This is a genomic window from Pseudomonas sp. YuFO8, from assembly GCF_035065025.1.
Lineage (GTDB): Bacteria > Pseudomonadota > Gammaproteobacteria > Pseudomonadales > Pseudomonadaceae > Aquipseudomonas > Aquipseudomonas putida_AE.
Genome location: NZ_JAXDEQ010000068.1, coordinates 1 through 17,204, shown reverse-complemented (window position 1 = coordinate 17,204; position 17,204 = coordinate 1). Strand labels below are relative to the sequence as shown.

General features: G+C 61.4%; 14 protein-coding genes. 3 read left to right on the top strand and 11 right to left on the bottom strand.

The window, feature by feature from the left end:
* Positions 1-131 precede the first annotated feature (131 nt).
* From SOP95_RS30590 to SOP95_RS30560, 7 genes are all read right to left on the bottom strand, one after another.
* Complete coding sequence (locus SOP95_RS30590; protein WP_323609393.1) at positions 132-1,109, bottom strand: 2-hydroxyacid dehydrogenase; 978 nt, start codon at positions 1,107-1,109, stop codon at positions 132-134.
* 13 nt (positions 1,110-1,122) lie between these two features.
* A complete protein-coding gene (locus SOP95_RS30585; protein WP_323609392.1) occupies positions 1,123-2,418 on the bottom strand; it encodes an MFS transporter in 1,296 nt (431 codons plus the stop codon).
* A gap of 40 nt (positions 2,419-2,458) precedes the next feature.
* Entirely contained in the window at positions 2,459-3,481 is a 1,023-nt protein-coding gene (locus SOP95_RS30580; protein ID WP_323609391.1) for a sugar kinase, read from the bottom strand.
* The gene (locus SOP95_RS30575) at positions 3,474-4,256 is read right to left on the bottom strand and encodes a sugar phosphate isomerase/epimerase family protein (RefSeq protein ID WP_323609390.1); all 783 of its coding nucleotides are present in this window, start codon (positions 4,254-4,256) and stop codon (positions 3,474-3,476) included. The genes SOP95_RS30580 and SOP95_RS30575 overlap by 8 nt, the downstream gene beginning before the upstream one ends.
* Positions 4,257-4,353: 97 nt before the next feature.
* Complete coding sequence (locus SOP95_RS30570) at positions 4,354-5,379, bottom strand: LacI family DNA-binding transcriptional regulator (RefSeq protein ID WP_323609388.1); 1,026 nt, start codon at positions 5,377-5,379, stop codon at positions 4,354-4,356.
* Positions 5,380-5,498: 119 nt separating this feature from the next.
* Positions 5,499-6,107, bottom strand: a complete 609-nt coding sequence (locus SOP95_RS30565) for a LysE family translocator (protein WP_323609387.1) — start codon at positions 6,105-6,107, stop codon at positions 5,499-5,501.
* A 22-nt stretch (positions 6,108-6,129) separates the two neighbouring features.
* Positions 6,130-6,999: an AraC family transcriptional regulator gene (locus SOP95_RS30560; RefSeq protein WP_323609386.1), complete on the bottom strand. Its 870-nt coding sequence runs from the start codon at positions 6,997-6,999 to the stop codon at positions 6,130-6,132.
* A 193-nt stretch (positions 7,000-7,192) separates the two neighbouring features.
* On the opposite strand from SOP95_RS30560, the gene SOP95_RS30555 reads away from it, so the two are divergent.
* Positions 7,193-9,076 (top strand): fibronectin type III domain-containing protein, encoded by a 1,884-nt coding sequence (locus tag SOP95_RS30555; RefSeq protein WP_323609385.1) that lies wholly within the window; start codon positions 7,193-7,195, stop codon positions 9,074-9,076.
* Positions 9,077-9,083: 7 nt separating this feature from the next.
* On the opposite strand, the gene SOP95_RS30550 is transcribed toward SOP95_RS30555, so the two are convergent.
* The 3 genes from SOP95_RS30550 to SOP95_RS30540 form a co-directional block, all read right to left on the bottom strand.
* A complete protein-coding gene (locus SOP95_RS30550) occupies positions 9,084-9,725 on the bottom strand; it encodes a DUF1345 domain-containing protein (RefSeq protein ID WP_323609384.1) in 642 nt (213 codons plus the stop codon).
* A 155-nt stretch (positions 9,726-9,880) separates the two neighbouring features.
* Positions 9,881-12,970 carry an efflux RND transporter permease subunit gene (locus tag SOP95_RS30545; protein ID WP_323609383.1) on the bottom strand — a complete coding sequence of 1,030 codons (3,090 nt, stop codon included), beginning with the start codon at positions 12,968-12,970 and terminating at the stop codon, positions 9,881-9,883.
* A gap of 15 nt (positions 12,971-12,985) precedes the next feature.
* Positions 12,986-14,143 (bottom strand): efflux RND transporter periplasmic adaptor subunit, encoded by a 1,158-nt coding sequence (locus tag SOP95_RS30540; protein WP_323609382.1) that lies wholly within the window; start codon positions 14,141-14,143, stop codon positions 12,986-12,988.
* A 269-nt stretch (positions 14,144-14,412) separates the two neighbouring features.
* On the opposite strand from SOP95_RS30540, the gene SOP95_RS30535 reads away from it, so the two are divergent.
* Both SOP95_RS30535 and SOP95_RS30530 read left to right on the top strand, forming a co-directional pair.
* Positions 14,413-15,114 (top strand): response regulator transcription factor, encoded by a 702-nt coding sequence (locus tag SOP95_RS30535; RefSeq protein WP_274077108.1) that lies wholly within the window; start codon positions 14,413-14,415, stop codon positions 15,112-15,114.
* Positions 15,115-15,119: 5 nt separating this feature from the next.
* The gene (locus tag SOP95_RS30530; protein WP_323609381.1) at positions 15,120-16,418 is read left to right on the top strand and encodes an ATP-binding protein; all 1,299 of its coding nucleotides are present in this window, start codon (positions 15,120-15,122) and stop codon (positions 16,416-16,418) included.
* Positions 16,419-16,425: 7 nt separating this feature from the next.
* On the opposite strand, the gene SOP95_RS30525 is transcribed toward SOP95_RS30530, so the two are convergent.
* Positions 16,426-17,204, bottom strand: a 779-nt coding sequence (locus SOP95_RS30525; RefSeq protein ID WP_323609380.1) for an RHS repeat-associated core domain-containing protein, incomplete at its 5' end; no start/stop codon positions are given.

The window sequence follows — 17,204 nt, the reverse complement described above, 5'->3', positions numbered from 1 at the left end:
CTATGGGATTTGCAGTGTTTGTGCCGGCCTCATCGCCAGCAGGCTAGCTCCCACAGGAGATTTGTGAACGGCACAGATCCAATGTGGGAGCCAGCCTGCTGGCGATAGCTATCTGACAAACACCCAATCCCTCAAGCCTTCCACGCCCGCACATTCACCAGATTGGCCGGCCGTTCACCCGCCAACGCCGCCAGCAGATTATCCACCGCACACCGGGCCATGGCCTCCCGTGTCTCATGGGTCGCCGAACCCATGTGCGGCGTCGCCACCACGTTGTTCATCTGCAATAACGGCGAGTCAAGGTTCAGCGGTTCACGCTCGAACACATCCAGCCCGGCCCCACGAATCTGTCCCGTGCGCAACGCCTCGATCAGTGCCGCTTCGTCGACCACCTTGCCCCGGGAAATGTTGATGAAGATGGTTTCGGGACGCATCAGGGCAAATTGCTCTGCGCCTATCAGGCCTTCGGTTTCAGCGGTCAGCGGCAAGGTCAAACAAACAAAATCGGCCTGCTGCAACAGCTCCGGCAGGCTGCGGTACTGCGCATTGAAACGCTGCTCCACCGCCGGTTTCGGCGAGTGGCTGTGGTAGATCACCGGCATGCCGAAACCGAAGTGCCCACGCTGGGCCAGCGCTTCACCGATGCGCCCCATGCCGATGATGCCCAGGGTCTTGCCATGCACATCGCTGCCGAAATGCGCGGGGCCGATGTTGCGGGTCCATTGCCCGGCGCGCACCAGGTTCGCCAGTTCCACCACGCGCCGGGCACTGGCCAGGATCAGGGCGAAACCGGTGTCGGCGGTGGTTTCGGTGAGCACGTCGGGGGTGTTGCTGAGCAGGATCCGGCGGTCGGTCAGGTAGTCGATGTCGTAGTTGTCGACCCCCACCGAGACGCTGGCGATGGCCTCCAGGTTTGGCGCCAGGTCCAGCAGTCCGGCGTCCAGTTTCAGGCTGGCCCCCAGCAAGCCGTGCGCGTGGGGCATGGCCTCGCGCAGACGGGCCAGGCCTTCGTCGTCGAGGCTCTCGATCAGCGTCACCTCGGCCTGCTCGTGCAAGCGGGCCATCAGCAGCGGCGAGAGTTTCTTGTACAGAACAACCTGCTTTTTCATAGTCGTCATCCAGTCAGGAATGGGCGGCGGTACGGGTCACAGCGACCGGGGGACGCTCCCGATCACTGGCGCCGGGTTTGAGGAATATCGTCAGCACCACCGAGAACATCAGCGCGCCGCTCATCAACAGGTAGGACGCGCCGGGCGAACCAGTGGAGCTGTTCAGGTAGCCGACCAGGTAGGAGCCGCCGAACGAACCGAGCGCGCCCATGCTGTTGATCAACGCCATCGCGCCGCCGGCCACGTTGGCCGGGAGGATCTCCGGAATGATCGCGAAGAACGGCCCGTAAGGGGCGTACATGCAGGCACCGGCAATCACCAGCAAGGTGTAGGACCACCAGAAATGTTCGGCGCCCAGGGCGTAGGACGCATAGAACGCGATCGAGGCGATCAACAGTGGTGGCCAGACGAAGCGTTTGCGTTTTTGCAGTTTGTCCGAGCCCCAGGACACCAGCAGCATGCCAATCACCGCCGCCAGATAAGGCAGCGCCGACAGCCAGCCGGCCTCGACCATGTCCATCTGTGCGCCGGCCTTGAGGATCGACGGCAGCCACAGCACGAAGCCATAGACGCCGATGCTCCAGCAGAAGAACTGCAGGGCGAGGATGATCACTTTCGGCGAACGGAAGGCTTCGGCGTAGTTTTTTACCGCCTTGATGCCGACCTGTTCGGCAGCCAGGGCGCTTTCCAGGTCCTGTTTTTCCTGGTCGTTGAGCCACTTGGCCTGGGCCGGACGATCATCGGCCAGGCGCCACCAGATAAACGCCCAGAGCACCGCCGGCAAGCCTTCGACGATGAACATCCAGCGCCAGCTGTAATGCTGCACCAGATAGCCCGAGACCACCGACATCCACAGCATGGTCACCGGGTTGCCGAGGATCAGGAAGGTGTTGGCCCGCGAGCGTTCGGCGCGGGTGAACCAGTGGCACAGGTAGATCAGCATCGCCGGCATGACGGCAGCTTCGACCACGCCGAGCATGAAGCGGATGACGATCAGCCAGTAGGCGTTGGAGACGATCCCGGTCAGGGTCGCGAGGCTGCCCCAGAGGATCAGGCTGACGAAGATCAGTTTCTTCACGCTGTGTTTCTGCGCGTAGATCGCCCCCGGTACCTGGAAGAAAAAGTAACCGAGGAAGAACAGCGCGCCGAGCATCGATGACAGGCCCGGGGTGATCATCAGGTCCGCGGCCATGCCGGACGCGGCGGCGAAGCCGTAGTTGGCGCGGTCCAGGTACGCCAGGCTGTAGGTGATGAACACGATGGGCATGATGTACCACCAGCGGCGGGTGGCGAGGGTTGCGGTTTTCATGGTGATGCTCCTGAGCTTGTTGTTTTTGTCGCAGCAGGTGTTAAATCCTCAGTGACTGTGCCGGCCTCATCGCCAGCAGGCTGGCTCCCACAGGTTTTGTGGGAGCCAGCCTGCTGGCGATGACGGCCTCGAATTCAACGGACATCTCGGCTCGGGTCGGCAACCCCTCCATATCCCCACGACTCTGCACCGCCCGGCTGCCAATCCAGTTGGCGCGCTGCACGGCGTCGGCAAAGCTGTGGTTTTCCAGGAGGGCGCTGATCATGCCGACGGCAAAACCATCGCCGGCACCGACGGTGTCGACCACCGTTTGCACCGGCACGCCGGCGACAAAACCCTGATCCAGGTGTGTGCGGTAGTAAGCACCGTGCGGGCCGAGTTTGATCGCAACGGCTTCGGCGCCCTGGCCTAAGTAGAACGCGGCAATGTCGGCCGGGTCTTCGAAACCGGTGAGCAAGCGACCTTCGCTCAGCCCCGGCAGCACCCAGTGGGCGAGGGCGGCGAGGCGGTTGATCTCAGTGATCATCTTTTGCTCGCTGGCCCACAGGCTTGGGCGCAGGTTCGGGTCGAACGACACGCTGCGCCCGGCCTGGCGCATGCGGGTCATCAGTTCGAAGGACATCTGCCGCGCGGTTTCAGAGAGCGCCGGGGGAATGCCGGTGGCGTGCAGGTGCCGGGCTTTGAGCAGGTCGGGCACGATCGAGTGCACCGACAGGTGACTGGCCGCCGAACCACGGCGGAAATATTCGACCGCAGGATCGCTGCCATCGTCGGTGCGCGACTTGAGCTGGAAACCGGTGGGGTGCGCGGGGTCGATGTCGACGTGGCGGCAATCCAGGCCTTCCTGTTCCAGCGTGTCGATCACGAAGCGACCCAAGGAGTCGGCACCCACCCGGCTCAACCAGGCCACCTTGAACCCCAGGCGCGACAAGCCGATAGCGACGTTGCTGTCGGCACCGGCGATGCGTTTGTGAAACGCGCCGACGTTGGCCAGGTCGCCTGCCTGCTCGGCGACGAACATCGCCATGGTTTCGCCGAACGACAGGATATCGATCTCAGACATGGGCGTTCTCCAGCTGCGCGTGGCCCAGGTGGGCGAGGGCGGCGACGTGTTCAGTGGTCAGTTGCACCAGGTCGTCACCTTGCAGCGGATACTCCGCGGCTCGCATAACCCCTTGGGCCATGTGCCGCAGAAGCTGTTCCCACTGATGCAGGTCGCTGGCGGCGGGTGGGATGGCGACCAGCTTGCCGTCGGCGCGGCGGGTCACCGCCTTGCAGTGCACATACCCGACGTGGCGGCCGAGCAGGCGCGCGGCGCTGGCAGGCGACTGGTCCTGCCAGTGCCAGTTGCCGATGTCGAAGGTCATCTGGATGGGCAGGTTGTGTTGCTCGACTTCAGCAAAAAAACGCTGGAACGGCTCGATGCGACCGCCCTGCAGGGTCTGGTCGTTCTCGACCAGCAGATGCACCGGGCTCTGTGCGAGTGTGCGGTTCAGGGCCACAAGGTCGCAGTTGTCGGTGAAGTAACCCAGGGACACCTTCAGCCATTTGGCCCCGAATGCCTGGGCGCGTTGCAGCGCGGTGACCAGCTCGGGATTGGGTTTCGCCTGGCCGGCCAGCCACAGTTCCATGGGTGAGGAATAGACGCTTTCAAGGCCCACGGCTTGAGTAGCATTGGCCAGTTGAGCGGGGTCTTCAGCGGTCAGCAATTCTTCGCGCCATTCGATGCGCGAGGCGCCGGCGGCGGCCAGTACGTCGATGAAACTGCCTTGACCGCGCTGGCGTACCAGATCGGCGCCGTAGCTGGAGAGGCTGATGGAAACGGCAGGTTTGTTCATTGTTTTTTTACCTCTGAAACCGGTTTCATTTTTGTTCAAAAAAAATGGCGATCTTTAAGGCCTCTTCGCTGGCAAGCCAGCGAAGGGGCCCGTCCAATCACCGGAAAACTCCAAGGGTCGACCCCCTGACAATCAACCGCGCCGAAAAATCCAGCGTCCGCAGCGGCCCGTCATCCCCACGCAGCCGCTTGAGCAAACACTCAAACGCACTCGCGCCAATCTCGCTGGTCGGCTGGGCGAGGGCGGTGATGCCGCTGCCCACCAACGGATACCAATCCAGGTCATCAAGGGCGATCAGCCCCACGTCCTCAAACAGATTGCAATGGAGTTCACGCAAGGAATAGGTACTGGCCAGCGCGGCGATCCCGTTCGCGCAAAACAGCGCTTTCGGGCCAGGGCCGGGCGTATCGAGGAAGGTTTTCAGATTTGCCGTCAGCTCGCTGCCGGTTTCGATGTTTGTCCCGCGAAGCGCGGGCCGCTGCTCGATCTGCGCCTTGAAGCTGGCGACCCGCTCGATTCGCGAACTGGTGCCGTCAAACGGCTCGCTGACCAGCAGCACGTCACGGTAGCCGCGTTCTTCAAGGTGGGCGAGGGCCATCGCGACGGCCGCCGGGTTGTCCAACCCGACCCTATCGCTCTCAAGGTGCTCGACCTTGCGGTCCACCAACACCAGGGGCATCTCCCGGTGCAGTTCGTGCAACGCGTCGCGGTGATGGCCGAGGGTATTTACGATCAAGCCTTCGATGTTGTACGAGCGCAGCAGGGCCAGATGCTGGCGTTCCTGCTCGTCGTCGCGGTCGGTGTTGCACACCACCAGGCTGTAGCCGTGCTGACGGCAGGCGGTTTCCACGCCGTGCATCACGGCAATCGAATAGGGGTTGCGGATATCGGCCACCAGCATGCCGATCAGGCGGGTACGCCCGCGCTTCAAGCCGCGGGCCATCTGGTTCGGGCGATAGCCCAGCTCGGCGATGGCCTGTTCGATACGCTGGGCGATGGCATCGGAGAGCAGTGCGCGATCGTCGCCGATGAACCGTGAAACGCTGGCCTTGGAGACCTTGGCGTGTTCGGCCACGTCGAGCATGGTCACGCGGCTGCGCTGGGCGGCGGAGAAATCGTTCACGGGTACAAACCTTCTTATTGGATTTATAAGTTCGAGCGCATGGTGCTGAAACCGGTTTCAGAAAACACCAGAAACCAATGCTTCGTCAAGTATTCGATGAATAAATACTGACAATGGGATCAAGCCAACACGCTCAGCCAGGTTGAACCCAGCAGCAACAGGGCCATGCAGCGGTTGAAGCGCTGCATGGCCCGGGGTGAACCCAGCCATCGTGTGGAGCCCGCGCCGAGCAGCGCCCAGACGCCGAGGCAAGGTAGGGAAATCAGAAAGAACACCAGCGACAGATACAGCACATGAACCAGGCGCTGTTCGCCAGCCCCGGCAAACACGCTGACCACCGCCAGCGCCATCATCCAGGTTTTCGGATTGATCAATTGCAGGCTGGCGGCACCGAACATGCCCAGGCGGCGCTCGGTTTTCTGCGCGCTGATGGCGACGGTCGGGGCACGGAATATCTGCCACGCCAGGTAACTCAGCCACATCACACCGGCCCACTGCATGACCGTTTGCAGGGCGGGCCAGGCGGCCAGCGACGAACCTGCACTGGTGCCCACCAGCAGCACCATGGTCGCGGCCCCGGCGCAGGCGCCGAATATGATCGGCACGGCGACCGCCAAGCCGTATCGGGCACTGTTGCTCAACACCAGGATGTTGGTGGGGCCAGGGGTAATCGAGGCGACAAAGGCAAACAACAGGAAGGGCAGTAACGTCGGGAAAGAGGGCAGCATATCAGGCAAACTCCGGTGAAGATCATTGAATTCGATCTTCACAAAGCGGCGTCTTTCTGTCTGGAAGATTTGAGCAACGCTTGCGGTACAGCGCTGGTGTAATGCCGTAGGCACGCACGAACCAGCGGCCCAGATGGCTCTGGTCGGCAAAACCCAAGGTCATCGCCACCACCGCAGGTTGCTCACCACGGGCCAGCATTCGCCGTGCCGTGACCAAACGTAACTGCACCAGATACGCATGGGGCGCGATGCCATAAGCCGCCTTGAAGGCGCGGGTCAGGCGGAAGCGGTCGACCCCGGTAACGGCGGCCAACTGGTCGAGGCCGATGTCATATTGCGCGTTGGCGTGCAGGTATTCTCGAGCCTTCTGCGCCACTTGGGGCAGGCGCGGGTCTTCGCCATGGCGAGTGCGCCAGTGCAAATGGCTGGTCAAGCGTTCGAGCAGGGCGTCGAGGGTGGTCTGGCGAACGATCTTCAATTCGCCGCGGTGCAGGGTTTCAAACGCGAGGCTGGTCGCATGGGCCAGGCGCGGGTCGGTTGCGAGGGTATTGGCGAAGCTCAACTCGGCATTTTGCGGGGCATTGTCGAACACCGCCGCGAGTTCGCGCCGCAACCAGTGCGGGTCGAGGTACAACATGCGATAGGTGAAACCGTCGGCGGTCGGCGCATCGCCGTCATGAATGTCGCCCGGCTCGAGCAAAAACACCTTGCCCGGTGTGCTCTGGTGCTTCGTGCGGCGGCAATTGAATTGCTGAACCCCTTGCTCGGTCACACCCACCAGGTAGCTGTCATGCCAATGCGGATCGTAGGCATGGCCCTGGAAATGCGCGCGCAGGGTCTCGATGCCGGTGTCGGCATCCTGGGCCAGGTCGATCCAGTTGTGGGCGGTCATGTTGTACCTGTGGGACGGATTGCCAGCGTATTTAACGCTTGCGCCGAGGGCGATGGCTAGAACGTTTGTGCAAAAAACATTGGGCCATAGCACAAAAACGCTGCAACGCCACTAACTGTTCTGATAGCTGTTTTTCAAAGAGGTTGGGCTTTAGTCTCAGGCCATGGAGCTATTTGAGCAGAAAGGGCAGGTCATGAATCTTTTACTACCGCAGAAACCCGGTACTCTCCAGTTCTCTTCCATAACCTCGGATTCGATGAATGTCGCGTGGTCCTACACCACGCCATTCAACCGATTTGAAGTTGCCTATGGGCGTGATGATCAATGGCCGAACCCTATCGATAAAAAACATACGACGGCCCGAAACTTGCTCATTACAGGGTTGCAGCCGGAAACCAAATACTTCATCCAGGTACGCGCGGAAGATGGGACCGGCCTCTCGCCAGAATCGGAAGGTATCGCAACCACAAAGGCCGGCATCGCAAAGCCTGTTGCCCCGACCGGATTCAGTGCCAGGCCGACGAAAGCCTCAGTGGCATTGACCTGGCAAAAGTCCACGCTTGCCTCAGGTTATCGAGTGAGTTACGGCTTGCTCCCCAATGGTCCGGTGATCAATACGATCACCGCCACTGTCGAGGCCTGCACGGTCAGCGGGTTACGCTCGGGGACCGCCTATTATTTTGATCTGGTGGCGTTCAACGCGGCGGGTGATTCGGCGTCGGTACGAACAACGGCAACCACGCTGGCGGTGCCTGCAGCCCCGACCAATTTGCGTGCAACGCCCGCCATTGTGTCGATGGTCCTGGCGTGGTCGCCTTCGGCGGGGGCTATTGAATATGTCATCCGCTATGGAATCGAGCCAAACGGTCCTGTCCAGACGAAAAGTTCGGTGCAACCGAGCCTTGAGCTGACCGGGCTGACTAAAAATACGCTGTACTTTGTCGAGGTCAGTGCAGCCAACGCCAACGGCGAGTCCTCGCCTGCGCGGATCACCGAAAAAACACTGGATGGACCTGCCATTCCTTCAAAACCAGGGACTTTGCATACGCTGGTGACCTTCGATCAGGTTCGCGTCACTTGGGGCCCGCCCCAGTCCCCCAATTATGAAGTCGCGTATGGCCTTGTGGATAAATACCCCGAGGTGATTGACAGGCACAGAACCGCGAATCTCACAGACACCCTCAAGTATCTGGCGCCTGGTACGCGATACTTCATCGAGGTTCGAGGTTTTAACGGCAGTGGCTTCTCGGAGCCCTCCAGTGCCGAAGTCACCATGGGTCCGAACCTGACGCAACCGCGCGGCCTGCACAATCCGGGCAGGACATTTTCCGAGGCATGGTTGAAGTGGGAAAGACCGGAAGATCTCTCCTATTTTATCGATTACGAAATCACCTGCCCAGGGCGTGAACCTGTACGAACCACTGCGCTGGAACACATCTTAACTGACTTGATCCCCGAAAAGGCCTATACGTTCAAGCTCCAGCCACGCAGGATCGAAGGTCCCGCTCCGGCGTTGCCTGTGTCGATTCAGGTAGTGACCCATGACCGAGTGCCCCCCACCAAGCCGAGGAAATTGAAACTCATTGCATCAACACCAGGTAACGCAACACTGAACTGGAGTGCCCCTGAAGACAATGTGGGCGTGACAGGTTATCAAGTTCGCCGCAACGACGGGGCTTGGGTCGCTGTGAGCGGAACCAGCCATCCTGTCACTGGTTTGATAGAGGGTGCCGTCGAAAGATTTGAAGTGCGCGCCAGAGACGCGGCTGGAAATTGGTCTGTTTCGGCTGACGTGTCTCACGGGAAACACGTCGCGCCAAGTGCTCCCCGAAACTTCCGTTATTCACAGCCGGCGTTACTTCCCATACTGGAGTGGGATGCGCCGATAGATATGATGGATGTAACCGGTTATCGAATTGTATTGACCGGCCCACAGGGGAATGAGCTTCGTTATGATTCAATTGACCCAATGCTGAAGCCAGTCCTGCTTCCACGCACTCGTTACGGCGTTCGGATCAGAGCACGAAGTGCTATAGGGGACTCGCTGCCATTGTTCGCTGAGATGACGACTAAATGAGGCAACATCAGCCAAACAATCCCGCGGCGATATTGATCGAAAAACCCAATATCGCGGTGTTGAACAAAAAACCGATCAACGACTGCGCCAGCACAATCTTGCGCATATCCCGAGTCGCCACACCGACATCCGCAGTCTGCACTGCCACGCCGATGGTGAACGAGAAATACAGGAAGTCCCAATAGTTGGGGGTGGTCAACCCCTCGGCAAATCGCAGCGCCGGTTCCTTGCCGTCCCAGGTGTAGAACAGGCGTGCGTAGTGCAGGCTGAAGATCACCCCGATCAGCAGCCAGGAACCGGTGACGGTCAACGCGGTAAACCCGTAGTGCAGCAACTTGCGCGTGGTTTCCAGGTCTTTGCTGCCGGCCAGTTCGAAGGCGATGGTGGCAAGGCTCGCAATCGCGGCGATGCTGACCACCAGCAGCACCAGCCCGGCGTTTTCGTCTTCGATCTCGGCAATGCGCCGCACGTCTTGCGCTTTACTGCGCGCGGCGAGCCAAATCATCAGGAGCAGATAAGTCCAGACCCCGGCATTCCAGCCAAAGAGTATCTTGCTGATGATCGAATCGGCCGGCGCCAGAATGCCCACCGCGATGCCGAAGGTGGTGGCGGCCGACAGGCGAGGGTGGGTGTGGGTGAGATAGGGCATGAAGGCATACTTTGACGGAACCTCGTTGCACCATAGCGCAGGCCACCCCGCTTTTGTAGGAGCTGCCGAAGGCTGCGATCTTTTGATTTTGATTTTTCAAGATCAAGGTCAAAAGATCGCAGCCTGCGGCAGTTCCTACAGGGGATTGGTGTTGGTTAGTGCTTTCTGCGTACCAGCTTCATCACCACTACAAAAAACACTGGTACAAACAACACGGCCAATGTCGCGGTGATCATCCCGCCAATCACCCCGGTGCCGATGGCTTGCTGGCTCGCCGAGCTGGCGCCGGTGGCGATCGCCAAGGGCACTACGCCGAGGATGAACGCCAGCGAGGTCATGACGATCGGCCGCAGGCGCAGGCGTGCGGCCTGCAATGTGGCGTCGATCAGGTCGTGGCCTTCGTCGTACAGGCTCTTGGCGAACTCGATGATGAGGATCGCGTTCTTTGCCGACAGGCCGATGATGGTGATCAGCCCGACCTTGAAGAACACATCGTTGGGCATGCCGCGCAGCGTTACCGCCAGTACCGCACCGAGCACGCCCAATGGCACCACCAGCAACACCGAGGTCGGAATCGACCAGCTCTCGTACAACGCCGCCAGGCACAGGAACACGATCAACAGCGACAAGCCCAACAGGATCGGCGCCTGGCTGCCGGACAGGCGTTCCTGCAACGACAGCCCGGTCCACTCCTGGCCCAACCCGGTCGGACCCTGCGCCACCAGCCGTTCGATCTCGGCCATGGCTTCGCCGGTGCTGTGGCCGGGCGTCGGTTCGCCGGAAATGCTCACCGCCGGATAGCCGTTGTAGCGGGTCAATTGCGCCGGCCCCTGGGTCCATCTTGCCTGGACGAAGGCCGACAAGGGCACCATTTTTCCGTCGCTGTTGCGCACATGAATCTTCAGCAGATCGGCCACCTGACTGCGTTGATCACCCTCGGCCTGCACGACAACACGCTGCATCCGCCCCTGGTTGGGGAAGTCGTTGATGTAGCTCGAGCCGACGGCGGTGGACAACACGCTGCCGATGTCGGCGAAGGACACCCCCAGGGCGTTTGCCTGCTTGCGGTCGACGATCAGCTCGACCTGCGGCGCTTCGGCCAGGGCGCTTTCACGCACATTCATCAGGATCGGGCTTTTCTCGGCGGCGGCGAGTAGTTCAGTGCGCGCCTGCATCAACGTGGCATGGCCGAGGCCGCCTCGATCCTGCAAACGGAACTCGAAACCGCTGGAGGTACCGAGACCGTCCACGGGCGGCGGCAGTACCGCGAAGGCCACGGCATCCCTGATCTGGCTGACGGCGATGTTGGCGCGATCGGCAATGGAGCTGGCCGAGTCGTCGCTGCCGCGCTCCGACCAGTCCTTGAGCGTGGTAAAGGCCAGCGCCGCATTCTGGCCGCTGCCGGAGAAACTGAAACCGAGGATCACCGTGCTGTCGCCCACGCCGGGTTCCGTGGCGTTATGCGCCTCGATCTGCTCGACCACCTGCACCGTGCGGTTTTTGCTCGCGCCGGGTGGCAACTGGATGTCGGTGATGGTGTAGCCCTGGTCTTCCACCGGCAGGAACGAGGAGGGCAGGCGGCTGAAGCAAATACCCAGCCCCACCAGCAGCACACCGTAGATCAGCAGGTAGCGGCCGGTGCGTTTCAACGCATAGGCGACCCAACCCTGATAGCGCTCGGTGAGCTGCTCGAAACGGCGGTTGAACCAGCCGAAGAACCCGCTCTTTTCGTGGTGCTCGCCCTTGGCAATCGGCTTGAGCAAGGTTGCGCACAGCGCCGGGGTCAAGGTCAGGGCCAGGAATGCCGAGAACAGGATCGAGGTGGCCATCGACAGCGAAAACTGCTGGTAGATCACCCCGACCGAACCCTGCATGAACGCCATGGGAATGAACACCGCCACCAGCACCAGGGTGATACCGACGATGGCGCCGGTGATCTGCTGCATCGCCTTGCGTGTCGCTTCCTTGGGCGACAAACCCTCGGTGGCCATGATCCGCTCGACGTTTTCCACCACCACGATCGCGTCATCCACCAGGATGCCGATGGCCAGCACCATGCCGAACATGGTCAGCACGTTGATCGAGAAACCCAGCGCCAGCATGGTCGCAAACGTCCCCATCAGCGCCACCGGCACCACCAGGGTCGGGATCAGCGTGTAGCGCACGTTTTGCAGGAACAGGAACATCACCGCGAACACCAGTAACATCGCCTCGCCAAGGGTGTAGACCACCTTGGTGATCGAGACCTTGACGAACGGTGAGGTGTCGTACGGGATCTTGTATTCCACGCCAGCGGGGAAGTAACGCGCGAGTTCATCCATTTTCGCCCGCACCAGCGTCGCGGTGTTCAGGGCGTTGGCCCCCGGCGACAGTTGCACGCCGACGGCAGTCGAGGGTTTACCGTTGAGGCGTGTGGAAAACTGATACTCCTGGCTGCCGATCTCGACCCTCGCGACATCGCCCACGCGCACCGTGGAGCCGTCGGGGTTGGCCTTGAGCACGATGTCGGCGAATTCTTCAGGGGTCGACAGTTGGCCCTTGACCAGGATGGTCGCGGTGATTTCCTGGGTGGTGCGGCTCGGCAAGTCGCCGATGCTGCCGGCCGAGATCTGGGCGTTCTGCGCGACGATGGCGGCGTTGACATCGGCAGGCGTGAGGTTGAAGCCGATCAGTTTCTGCGGGTCGATCCAGATCCGCATCGCCCGTTCGGCGCCGTACAGTTGCGCCTTGCCGACGCCGTCCAGGCGCTTGATCTCGTTCATCACGTTGCGCGCCAGGTAATCGCTGAGCGCCACGGCGTCGAGCTTGCCGTCGCTGGAGGTGAGGGTGATCAGCAGGAGGAAACCGGCGGAGACTTTCTCCACTTGCAAGCCCTGCTGGTTCACTGCTTGCGGCAGGCGTGACTCGACCACCTTGAGGCGGTTCTGCACGTCGACCTGGGCCATTTCCGGGTCGGTGCCCGGCTGGAAAGTCGCCTTGATGGTGGCGCTGCCGAGGCTGCTTTGCGACTCGAAATACAGCAGGTGATCCGCGCCATTGAGTTCTTCCTCGATCAGGCTGACCACGCTTTCGTCCACGGTCTGCGCCGAAGCGCCCGGGTACACGGCATAGATTTCGATCTGTGGCGGCGCCACATCGGGGTACTGCGCCACCGGCAACTGCGGGATGGCCAGGGCACCGGCCAGCAGGATGAACAGGGCCACCACCCAGGCGAACACCGGGCGATCGATAAAGAACTGCGGCATAAACAAGCGTCCTGCTTACTGGCCAGAAACCTGGGCAAGTGGAAGAGGGGTGTCATCGATCTGCACGGTCTCGCCGGGGCGGGCGTGCTGCAGGCCTTCGATGACGATGCGATCGCCGGGCTTGAGGCCGCCGGTGACGATCCAGCGGTCGTCCTGCACGCCACCCAGTTCCACCGGTTGCAGGCCCACGCGCTGTTCGGCGTCAAGCAACAACACTTGGGCGATGCCGGCGCTGTCACGCTGGATGGCCCGTTGCGGCACGCTGATGCCTTGCTGGTTGACCCCTTGCTCCAGGCGTACGCGCACGAAGCTGCCGGGCAGCAGGTCGAGATCGGGATTGGGGAATTCGCTGCGCAGGATGACCTGGCCGGTACCCGGATCCACCGTGATGTCGGTGAACAGCAGCTTGCCCGGCAGCGGGTAGAGGCTGCCGTCGTCCTGGATCAGCGTGGCCTTGACCTGGTCCTGGCCGACCTGCTGCAACTGGCCGGAACGGAAGGCGCGGCGCAGGTCGTTGAGTTCACGGGTTGATTGGCTGAGATCGGCGTGGATCGGGTTCAACTGCTGGATCAGCGCCAGCGGCGTGGTTTCGTTCTGCCCCACCAGCGCGCCTTCGGTGACCAACGCGCGGCCGATGCGCCCGGAAATCGGCGCCGTCACCGTGGCATAACCCAGGTTCAGTTTCGCTCGCTCCACGGCGGCTTTGCTGGCGGCGACGTCGGCAGCGGTTTGCCGCGTGGCGGCCCGGGCGTTGTCGTAGTCCTGGCCGCTGATGGCGTTGCCTTCGATCAACTGGGCGTAACGCTGTTCCTGCAGCCTGGCCTGGAACGCATTGGCCTCGGCCTTGCGCAACGCGGCGTCGGCGCTGTCCAGGTCGGCCTTGAACGGCGCCGGGTCGATGCGAAACAGTACATCGCCCTTTTTCACGTCGCTGCCTTCGCGAAAGGCCCGCTGCAACACCACGCCGGCCACGCGGGCACGGACTTCGGCAATGCGCGGCGCGGCAATCCGCCCGCTCAATTCGCTGCTGATCGACAGCGGGCGGGCTTCGATGGTTTCGATGCGCACGGTGACTGGCGGCGCCTGTTCTTCGGCGTTCGAGGCGCTGTCGCACGCGCTCAGCGTCAACGCCAGTGCGATCAGGCTGAGCCCGGCAAGCAGATTCTTAGACATGAAAGACCCCAATAATGACCCCCAGCATCCTACTGGGCGACGGCGAGGGTAGCGGTGAAGCTTTGTTGGTGCTGTGTGAAATTGTGTAAGGGTTTTACTCGGGTGTGCGTGAGGGCGTATATCCTGAACAACTTGAATTTTATTGCGACTGTCCCGGCCTCTTCGCGGGCAAGCCCGCTCCTACAGTTGTCCGCGAAATCTTCGTGGGAGCGGGCTTGCCCGCGAAGAGGCCGGAACAGTCACCCTCGCATTTTGCTGGAAAACACCCCATGCCCAACATCCTCCTGGTCGAAGACGACACCGCACTCGCCGAGCTGATTGCCAGCTACCTGGAACGCAACGGCTACTGCGTCAGCGTGATAGGCCGCGGCGACCAGGTGCGCGAGCGTGCGCGGCTCGATCCGCCGGACCTGGTGATTCTCGACTTGATGCTGCCCGGTCTCGATGGCCTGCAGGTCTGCCGCTTGCTGCGTGCCGATTCGGCGACCTTGCCGATCCTGATGCTCACCGCTCGCGACGACAGCCACGACCAGGTGCTGGGCCTGGAAATGGGCGCCGACGACTACGTCACCAAACCCTGCGAGCCCCGGGTGCTGCTGGCCCGGGTGCGCACCTTGCTGCGGCGCAGCAGTCTCAGCGATCCACCGGCGGCCAACGACCGCATCCTCATGGGCAACCTGTGCATCGACCTGTCCGAACGCACGGTGACCTGGCGCGCACAACCGGTGGAGTTGTCCAGCGGCGAATACAACCTGCTGGTGGTGCTGGCCCGGCATGCCGGCGAAGTGCTGAGCCGCGACCAGATCCTGCAACGCCTGCGCGGCATCGAATTCAACGGCACCGACCGCTCGGTGGACGTGGCGATCTCCAAGCTGCGGCGCAAGTTCGACGACAACGCCGGCGAAGCGCGCAAGATCAAGACCGTGTGGGGCAAGGGTTATCTGTTCAGCCGTTCCGAGTGGGAATGCTAAAGACGATGTTCAGAATCCTCTTTCGCCTGTACCTGGTGACCATCGTTTCGTTCAGCGCCGCGATCTACCTGGTACCGGACCTCGTGATCAAGGTCTTCCACGAGCGCTTCCTCACCTACAATCTCGACTATTCCCGTGGCCTGCAAACCCTCATGGTCAAGCAGTTCAAGGCCGTCCCGTCCGAGCAATGGCCGGCCCTGGCGGCGCAAATGGACAAGGAGTTCCAGCCGCTGCACATCGTGCTCAGCGGCAACGACGATGCCGGGTTTACCCTCGAGGAACAGCAGCGTTTGCAGCGCGGCGAAAACGTCGTGCGCATTGGCGACTGGGGCTGGCGCACCCTGGCGGTGACGCCGCTGGACGAGCACACCGTGGTGCAGATGGTCGTGCCGCCGGACCCGATGGACGTCAGCCTGTTGTACTGGAGCATCAACGTGCTGATCGGCGCGACCATGCTCGCCTGCCTGCTGTTGTGGTTGCGTCCGCACTGGCGCGACCTGGAGCGCCTGAAAAGCGCGGCGGAACGCTTCGGCAAGGGCCATTTGAGCGAGCGCACACAGATCGCCCCCAGCTCCAACATCGGCGGCTTGGCCAACGTCTTCGACACCATGGCGGGCGACATCGAGAACCTGCTGAACCAGCAACGGGACCTGCTCAATGCGGTGTCCCACGAACTGCGTACCCCCCTGACGCGCCTGGATTTCGGCCTGGCCCTGGCGCTGTCCGACGACTTGCCGGCGACCAGCCGCGAGCGCCTGCAAGGGCTGGTCGACCACATTCGCGAGCTCGACGAACTGGTGCTGGAACTGCTGTCCTACAGTCGCCTGCAAAACCCGGCACGGGTGCCGGAACAGGTCGAGGTGTCGCTGGATGAATTCATCGACAGCATCCTGGGCAGCGTCGATGACGAACAAGCCCCGGACATCGTCATCGACGTGCTGCTCCACGGCCAACTCGAACGCTTCAGCCTCGACCCACGCCTGACCGCCCGCGCCCTGCAGAACCTGCTGCGCAACGCCATGCGCTACTGCGAAAAGCGCATTCAGATTGGCGTTCAGGTTTGCCCCAGGGGCTGCGAAATCTGGGTGGACGACGACGGCATCGGCATTCCGGATGACGAGCGTGAGCGGATTTTTGAGCCGTTCTATCGACTCGATCGCAGCCGGGACCGGTCCACTGGTGGGTTTGGCCTGGGGCTGGCGATCAGCCGCCGGGCGCTGGAGGCGCAAGGCGGCACGTTGACGGTCGAGGCCTCGCCACTGGGCGGGGCACGGTTTCGGTTGTGGTTGCCGACGCCCGTCTGATTGGGGGCTAGACACTCGTGCGAATTCTAATACCCGATGCACTGGTCGATTGCACCTGCGAAATTCTTGCGTTATTTGATTGGTATTGCAGTTTCTGATAAGCGCGATCCTGTAAATAACGTGGAACAAAATCTGGGTGGTCAAACGGAACTGTGCCTTGTTCATATTGAACACGGAGTAGCGGGCGTTTAGATGGAGGAAAATCTTTCAGGAACTGCTCAAACTGAGGGTCATCATAAGAATATGGGGCCGTCCTCCGGGGTGTTTGCAAAGTATTGAGTTCCATCGCCCCATTGGGAGCGTTTGATGATTGCTGGGACACAGCACTCCTAGCTGTGTTAGTCCGATTAAGCCCGAGTTGCTTGGGACGAGCCCTCAAGATCAGCGGTAAAGCTACCGTTGCAGCAGTTAAACCAATGGTAATACCCAACAAAACCGGTTTCCAATCTTTATCATCAATTAATAAAGTCGCAATCCCGGCTGAAACAGCACCTACAGGAAAGGCGCCGATAAGCAGCTTGCTAACAGGAAAATGCCCAGTCGGATCACTGAGGTTAACCGGATCCCCTTCGACGAACCCATACGCATTCAACCCACCTTCCCCAAACGGACTCAAACTGTCCGGGCTATCAAACCGCTTCAACCAGGTGTTATACCGCCGATAGCCATTACCTAAATCATAGTTTCCGGTCAGCGGGTCGAGCCGTTCGCCTTTGAATCCGAGCAGGCTGGGCAAGCCGTTTTTCGGGGAGCGCTCGCCATAAGGGGTGTAGGCGAAGGCTTGGG